Source organism: Rhodococcus sp. P3_B8, assembly GCF_056402775.1.
Map to the genome: position 1 here is coordinate 173,169 of NZ_JBFUGT010000003.1, position 6,000 is coordinate 179,168.

Below are 6,000 nucleotides of genomic sequence, written 5' to 3' on the forward strand. Positions count from 1 at the left end.
CGAGCGCGCTGCTGTTGGTGGTCGAGCAAGTTGTACGTGGAGTACGATTATTAATACGTACTTGACGTATCGGAGGTGCGGGATGCCGGAGAATCGAACACGGCGGAAGGTGATCAAGGCGCCGGCCGCGAAGAGCGGGGGCGGGCCGCGGGTTGTTGCCGGGCGCGGTCACCGGTTGAGCGCCGCCTACCCCGCAGGTGCGAGCCGTGGCGCGGAGGTGGCTGGCGAGTTCGTGGAGTACGTGACCCGGAACGCGCCGCGAGGCGAGTGGGCGCTGATCGCCAAGCTGATTCTCGATGAGGCGTTCGCCGACCCGATAGGGACTCGTGCCGGGGACCGGGCGGAGGCGGCGGCCGAGCGGCGGCAGTCGTTGCTCGAGAAGGTGGCCACCCTCAAGGCCGGGGAGGCCGGGCGGGTGCTGGCCCCGCGGGCGGGGGAATCGCGGACCCTGGTGAAGAAGTTGCGGGACGAGGGTGTGTTGCTCGGTTTGCCCTTAGGACGGCGCCCCGACTATCACTACCCGGCGTTCCAGTTCGATACGGTGCACCACCGGGTGTGGCCGATCGTGGCGTACGCGAACAGCAAGTTGGGGGCTGCCGAGGATCCATGGGGGGTCACGTCCTGGTGGCGCACCCCCTCCGACATCCTCGACGGCCGAACTCCGTTGCAGGATCTCGAGGACGGCGATCTGACCGAGATCGCCGTCGACAACATGATCAGCGTCGCCGAGCAGGGAATGTAGAGGAGTGGGGGCGTACAACGGCAATCCGGCGAACATCGACACCATCGCGGCGGGAACACTGGTGTGGCGGGTGCACTGGACATCATCGACGTATCCTCCGAACTCTTTCAACCGCAGCAACATCGCGCCCTGGGTCGATGCACGCACCCTCGATACCCGCACGACCGCCATTCCGGCGCAGGGGCGGTTCGAGCCGGTCCACGACCCGGCCGTGTGCCCGGACGGGGCCGCGCTGGGCGGGTACCTCTATCTCGGGCTATCCGTGGGCGCGGTGGTCGCCGAAGGCATTCTGCGTGGCCAGGACATCCCACCGGACTTGATCATCGCGAAAGCGACTCTTGACCGGCAAGTCCTTGACGCAACTTGTCATGGACGACGACATCGACATCGCAATCCTGGACGGGCAGCGGAACCTGATCCGACTCGGTCAGGATGCCTCCCTGACGGCGTGCTCCTGGCGGGACTACGGGCAGACTCGTCGAACCGCAACCAATATTCTGACCAACACCCCCGCGGCGCAGGGGCTTCGCTACGAGTGCCGACACGGACGAAACGAACTCGCGCTGATGCTGATCGACGGACGAACGGCACCGGCTCTGACGGTGGTGCGCTCCGCACCACTCGACACCGACGGATGGGCACGGGATGCGGTGACCGCCTCGCTCCTCGACGACTTCAATCTGACGTCGGGGTAGTCGGCGAGAGATCCCGCCGAGGGCGGCGCGGGCGATCCTCGACACCAGGCGGAGGCGCTGAACGCCCTCCTGGCCGACGATGGAGGCGTTGCACCGCCGGTTGCTGTCGATCCGGGAGGAGGCGGGCCTCCCTGAGGAGATTTCGGCGCTGCGGGTGTTCGATGTGATCGCCTGGGTGGACGGGGAAGAATCGCGGCCTGGGCGAGCCGTCTGACCGGGACAGATGACACGTCCCGGTGCTGTCTTCGGCGGGTGCACGAGGATGGTGGGTATGCGGATGAAGTTTCACGAGCAGCTCGACGAGCTGACTGACCGTTTGGCGTCGATGTGCCGGCTGGCCGGGGATGCGGTCCGGGCGGCGACCGAGGCCCTGGTGCTGGCGGACCTGCCCCTGGCGGAGCGGGTGTTCGACCTGAACGATCAGATCGAGGAGTTGCGCGGTCCGTGTGAGGACCTGGCGATGGCGTTGCTGGCGTTGCAGGGCCCGGTGGCGCGTGATCTTCGTCAGGTGGTCACCGGTGTGCACCTGGTGGCGGATCTGAGCCGGATGGGTGGGTTGGTGCAGCATGTGGCCGAAAGTGTCCGCCGGCGTCATCCCGAGCACGTCGCTTCGGGTGAGGCGGAGGAGTTGCTCTCTCGGAGATGGGGCGGGTGGCGGCKGAGTTGGCCGGTCTCGCCGAGCGGGTTCTGCGCACGCATGATCCCGAACTGGCTGCCGAGATCGGTAGGCGCGATGACGAGCTCGACGATCTGCATCGACGGCTGCTCACCTTGATCGAGGATCCGGCCTGGATCGGTACCATCCCGGCTGCGGTCGATGTCACGTTGTTGGGGCGTTTCTATGAGCGCTTCGGTGACCATGCAGTGGTGGTCGGGCGCCGGGTGATTTTCCTCGTCACCGGGGAACAGATGTCCCCGTAGGTCGTCGCCGTCACGGGCCGCGTCGCCGCGGCCGATCCGAGTGTGGGCTTCGCCCTGCCCGTTGGTGTGCGCGTTCGTGCCGTTGGTGACGTTGGTGTGGTTCTTCGTGTCGGTGGAACTGTTCTTGACCCCCGACTGAACCTGCTATTCGGGTTGTTCGGTGTCGAGGGCGTCGGTGATGCGGTCGTGGACCGGAGGTGTCGAGGTTCTGGCCGGCGGTGCGGGCGGCGGTTCGTCGTCGCTGAGCTGAATGTGGTGCGGTGGGGTCTGGTGTGGGCCTGTGGGCGAGTTCGCGTCTGGGGTGATGCACCGTAGGTGTTCGTGCCGGCCGAGCCCCGGTCGCAAGCATCCGCTCCGCGGAGCCTGGTGGGGGCAGGTCAGGTTCGGCGACGCTCGGCTGGCCTGTTTGGTGCTTCGGTAGGAAGATTTTGCGGCACAATGAATGTCGGTGGCGGTGTGCTGGGGTGCGGGCGTGTGGGGTTCGTGTCAGGGGGCGAGGGTGTGTCCGCTTCCGGTGGTTTTGGCTTCATACATGGCGGCGTCGGCGCGTCGGATGAGCGTTACTCGGGTGTCTTCCGGTCGGGCGAGGGCGATGCCGACGCTGGCGGTGTAGCGAAGTTCGCGTCCGGCCGTGTCGGGTCCGATGTGTAGTTCGGTGATGCGGGTGGCGAGGGTGATGGCCTCGGTGGTGGTGGTGTCGGGGCAGACGATGAGGAATTCGTCGCCGCCGATCCGGGCGACGGTGTCGGTGGGGCGTATGACCGATTGCAGTTGTTCGGCCAGCCGGATGAGGGCGTCGTCGCCGACGGCGTGGCCGAGTCGGTCGTTGAGGGTTTTGAACTCGTCGAGGTCGATCAGCAGCGCCGCAACCGTGCGCCCGCTTCCGTGTGCGGTGTCCAGGGCGGCGTCGATCTGCTGATGGGCCAGGGCACGGTTGGGTAGCCCGGTCAATGAATCGTGCAGGCTCAGATGCCGCAGCGCGTCTTCTGCCTCGATGCGCCGGATCGCCGCGGCCAGTACGGCGGTCACCGAGCGCAGGAACATCACCTCCCGGTCGGAGTAGTCGCGGGGGCGGGCACTGTGTGCGGTGAGCACTCCCCATACCGTGTCGGCGCCGATGGGAACGCAGACCCCGCTCCGTAGCCTCCGGGCCTGCATGGCTTCGGTGGAGAACCGGTGCTCGCCGTACCGGTCGGGGCAGATGATGATCTGATCGGTGGCGGCCGCGTATCCGGGCTGGGAATCGGTACCGGGGGCGAAGGTGTCCGGGACGGGCGGTTGACCGCGGTAGGCGAGCACCCGCAACACCGCGCCCGGCTCGTCGGCCCGGGCGACCGAGGCGCAGTTGACCCCGACCAACGCGGCGGCTGCGTCCGCCGCGGCGACGAGGACGTGGTCGAGGTCGCCGTCGACGGCGAGCTGACTCAGGTCGGCGAGGGCGCGTTGTTCGCGGACCCGGTACGCGGCCGCCTCCAACGCGGTGTGCAGGCGCTGTTCGTGTTCCTGCGCAGTCCGTAGGTCCTGGGCGATGCAGGCGATCACCGCGGGGCGTTGGTCCTGCGTGTGCTCGACCACGTAGGTGGACAAGGTCACGGGGATCGGTTCACCGGTGAGGAAGTGCCGAAACTCCGACCGGCCCTCCCACCGGCCCTGATCCAGCAGGGCTGATTCCATGTCGGGGGCCTGGATGAATCCGACGTCGGTGAAGAATTCCGGCGCCCAGCGGGCGGCGACGGCGGCCTCGTCGGYCAAYCCCATCAGSTGCATSCCRGCRGGGTTGAGATAGCGCAGGCGACCGSTGTCGTAGTCAGCGAGTGCGACCATGTTCTGGGCACGCTCGATCACCGACAGCAACATGCGGGCTTCCGCCGTTTCCGGTCTCATCGGTGCCGTCCCTTCCCGGGCGTCGATCAGGGGCGCCGCCAAAGGTGTCGACCAGCTCGGGTCGAGCCTTCGCATTGCTTGTGATAATTCGAGTGAACACCGCCAGGTTCGATCAGTCGATGGCCGATGCGTCCACAATCCCGGGTCCCTCATCGTCCAATGGCCGGCGTTGGTGGCGTGGTTCTTCATCGGGATGGAGCTGTTCTTCACCCCCGGACTGAACCTGCCGGGTGTGTTCGGCCCTTGCAGCGCCTGAATCCGCTGTCCATCCACGGTTCGCCGCTATTCGAAGGTTCGAAAGGTGTTCCGAGTAATTCGGACGGGAAGTGGTTCGGTCATGGGTGCGCAGGCGTTGGATCAGCACACGTATCTCCCGCAGACGGTGGAGGGTGCGGGGTTGGCGGCGGTGGTCGGCTTCCTCGACGCGCACGAGCGGCGCCGCGGTGACCGGGTCGAGCCGCGGTATCTGCTGGTCGGTGCCGGTGAGCATGATCAGGTGGAGTTGCCGGCGGAGGTGCATGCGGCGCTCAAACAGGTGGTGGCCGCGCTGGGGTCCGGTCGTGCGGTGACGGTGGCGCCTCGGGCGACGATGTCGACGACGCAGCAGGCCGCGGATCTGCTGGGGGTGAGCCGGCCGACGGTGCGCCGGTTGATCGATGTGGGGGAGTTGCCGGCGGAGAAGGTCGGCAACCGGCATCGGCTGTTGGCAACCGGCATCGGCTGTTGCTGCGGGATGTGCTCGAGAAGCAGCAGCAGCGGCCGGCCCGCCAGTACGAGGCGCTTGCGCAGACGGGGGTGCAGATCGACGACGATGACGATCCGGCGGTGGGGGCGGAGTAGTTGAGCGCACAGAAGCGGTCGCGGAGCGACGGCGCGCCCGCGGCGTGGGCTGACAGCGTCGGCGGGTGGTCGATAGACTGCCCGGACTGTCCTCTGGCCGAGCCTGCAGCGGGATTTCCTGCTGTCGATGGCGGTCGAGGGTTTGTATCGTCCGTTGTGGGCGGAGGTGATTCTCGACGAGCCCAGAGTTCCATGAGGCCGCCAAGCTCGAACGGCGCGAGCACTTTCCGGCGGAGGCCCAAACGGCTGGTGCGCGGCTGGTCGGGACGATGCGCGAGTACTTCGGGTGATGCGATGGTGACCGGTTGGGAGCCGCTCGAGGGCACATTCTCGCTGCCCGATCCCGACGATGAGCACGTCGTTGCGGCCGCCGTCGTCGGCGGGACCGGGGTGATCGTCACGCTGAACCGGAAAGACTTTCCACGAGACCGAGTTCCCGGGCACATCCAGGTGATTCGGTGTCCCCGGCAGCCGCGGCGCGGGCGGTGGAGATGTTCGCGACACGGCTCCGACACGATCGCTGGATCAGCGCCGGTACACCTTTTGGATGTTCACGGGTCACCGGTCGGCGCAACGGACATCGAGCGCCGTGACTTTACATTTGGGTTGCGTCTCACGGTTCTGGGAGCGGTGCGGTCCAGGTCAGTCGGGTTCCGCCGGTGTCGAGGGTGGTGATGGTGCAGGTGCCGCCGGCCTGTTGGGCGCGGGTGGTGAGGTTGTGGAGGCCGCTGCGGGCGGCTGTGTCGGGCAGGCCGATTCCGTCGTCGGTGACGGAGATGGTGAGGTCGTCGTCGACGGAGACGGTGACGTCGACGTGGTGGGCGTGGGCGTGGTGGACGACGTTGCTGAGCGCTTCCCGCAGCACCGCTTCGGCGTGGTCGGCCAGCGGTCCGGTGACCACGTTCAGCGGGCCGGTCA

At 67.3% G+C, this 6,000-nt stretch carries 7 protein-coding genes and 1 pseudogene; 6 read left to right on the forward strand and 2 right to left on the reverse strand.

The annotated features are described in order from the left end of the window. Window positions 1-82 precede the first annotated feature (82 nt). The 4 genes and pseudogenes from AC1D1G_RS03180 (at window position 83) to phoU (ending at window position 2,358) form a co-directional block, all read left to right on the forward strand. On the forward strand, window positions 83-742 hold the full coding sequence (locus AC1D1G_RS03180; RefSeq protein WP_477951082.1) for a hypothetical protein: 660 nt from the start codon (window positions 83-85) through the stop codon (window positions 740-742). 368 nt (window positions 743-1,110) lie between these two features. Beyond that, on the forward strand, window positions 1,111-1,437 hold the full coding sequence (locus tag AC1D1G_RS03185) for a hypothetical protein (RefSeq protein WP_477951084.1): 327 nt from the start codon (window positions 1,111-1,113) through the stop codon (window positions 1,435-1,437). 79 nt (window positions 1,438-1,516) lie between these two features. Further along, window positions 1,517-1,651 carry a DUF6308 family protein gene (locus AC1D1G_RS03190; protein WP_477951086.1) on the forward strand — a complete coding sequence of 45 codons (135 nt, stop codon included), beginning with the start codon at window positions 1,517-1,519 and terminating at the stop codon, window positions 1,649-1,651. Window positions 1,652-1,708: 57 nt separating this feature from the next. Next, window positions 1,709-2,358, forward strand: a pseudogene (gene phoU / locus AC1D1G_RS03195) (phosphate signaling complex protein PhoU). Between the two features lie 486 nt (window positions 2,359-2,844). Here the strand turns inward: phoU and AC1D1G_RS03200 are convergent. Beyond that, on the reverse strand, window positions 2,845-4,242 hold the full coding sequence (locus tag AC1D1G_RS03200; protein WP_477951088.1) for a diguanylate cyclase domain-containing protein: 1,398 nt from the start codon (window positions 4,240-4,242) through the stop codon (window positions 2,845-2,847). Between AC1D1G_RS03200 and AC1D1G_RS03205 the strand changes: the two genes are divergently transcribed. After that, window positions 4,181-4,498, forward strand: a complete 318-nt coding sequence (locus tag AC1D1G_RS03205) for a hypothetical protein (protein ID WP_477951109.1) — start codon at window positions 4,181-4,183, stop codon at window positions 4,496-4,498. The genes AC1D1G_RS03200 and AC1D1G_RS03205 overlap by 62 nt on opposite strands. Before the next feature lie 45 nt (window positions 4,499-4,543). After that, window positions 4,544-5,086 carry a helix-turn-helix domain-containing protein gene (locus AC1D1G_RS03210; RefSeq protein WP_477951090.1) on the forward strand — a complete coding sequence of 181 codons (543 nt, stop codon included), beginning with the start codon at window positions 4,544-4,546 and terminating at the stop codon, window positions 5,084-5,086. A gap of 609 nt (window positions 5,087-5,695) precedes the next feature. On the opposite strand, the gene AC1D1G_RS03215 is transcribed toward AC1D1G_RS03210, so the two are convergent. Beyond that, the coding region (locus AC1D1G_RS03215) for an ATP-binding protein (RefSeq protein ID WP_477951092.1) at window positions 5,696-6,000 on the reverse strand (305 nt) is incomplete at its 5' end.